The sequence below is a fragment of the Mesorhizobium sp. M4B.F.Ca.ET.089.01.1.1 genome, from assembly GCF_004022605.1.
Lineage (GTDB): Bacteria > Pseudomonadota > Alphaproteobacteria > Rhizobiales > Rhizobiaceae > Mesorhizobium > Mesorhizobium abyssinicae.
Genome location: NZ_RZOS01001319.1, coordinates 1 through 508, shown reverse-complemented (window position 1 = coordinate 508; position 508 = coordinate 1). Strand labels below are relative to the sequence as shown.

General features: G+C 60.4%; 1 protein-coding gene. It reads left to right on the top strand.

Going from position 1 to position 508, the window contains the following annotated elements; genetic code table 11:
- Positions 1-35: 35 nt before the first annotated feature.
- Positions 36-508, top strand: a 473-nt coding sequence (locus EN780_RS37335) for a hypothetical protein (RefSeq protein WP_133373002.1), incomplete at its 3' end; no start/stop codon positions are given.

Here is a 508-nt window from a genome sequence, read left to right as displayed (position 1 = left end):
GGGCTACTCCGCTTGACCAGGTGCCGGGTCTCGTCATGGGCGATTTCCAGCCGAACCAGGTTCCATGGCTCAAACGCGAGCAGGTGGCCGAGCTGACGCAACAGCAGTTCCGCGACATGGATCAGGCCGGATTGCTGCCTTATCTGACCAAGGTCCAACTGCGCGGTATCCCGAAGGCCAAGATAGGCTATGTCAACATCGCGGGGCTCGACGCGAAACAGGTTCCCTGGCTGACCGAGGGTCACATCCGGAATCTGAGCGACCAGCAGTTCCGGGAATTCGGCAAAGCCGGTTTGACGCCTCACCTGACGAAACCACAGGTGCGCGCGATCAAGGGTGACATGGTCGCGTTCGTCGATGTGCCGACATTGGAAGCGCGCCAGGTTCCGTGGTTCAAGCCCGGCCAGGTCGCGAAGTTCACGTCACAGCAATTTAAGGAACTGGGCGAGGCCGGATTGCTGAAGAACCTCACCGAGCGCCAGGTTCCGGCGATCCCCGAAAGCATGAT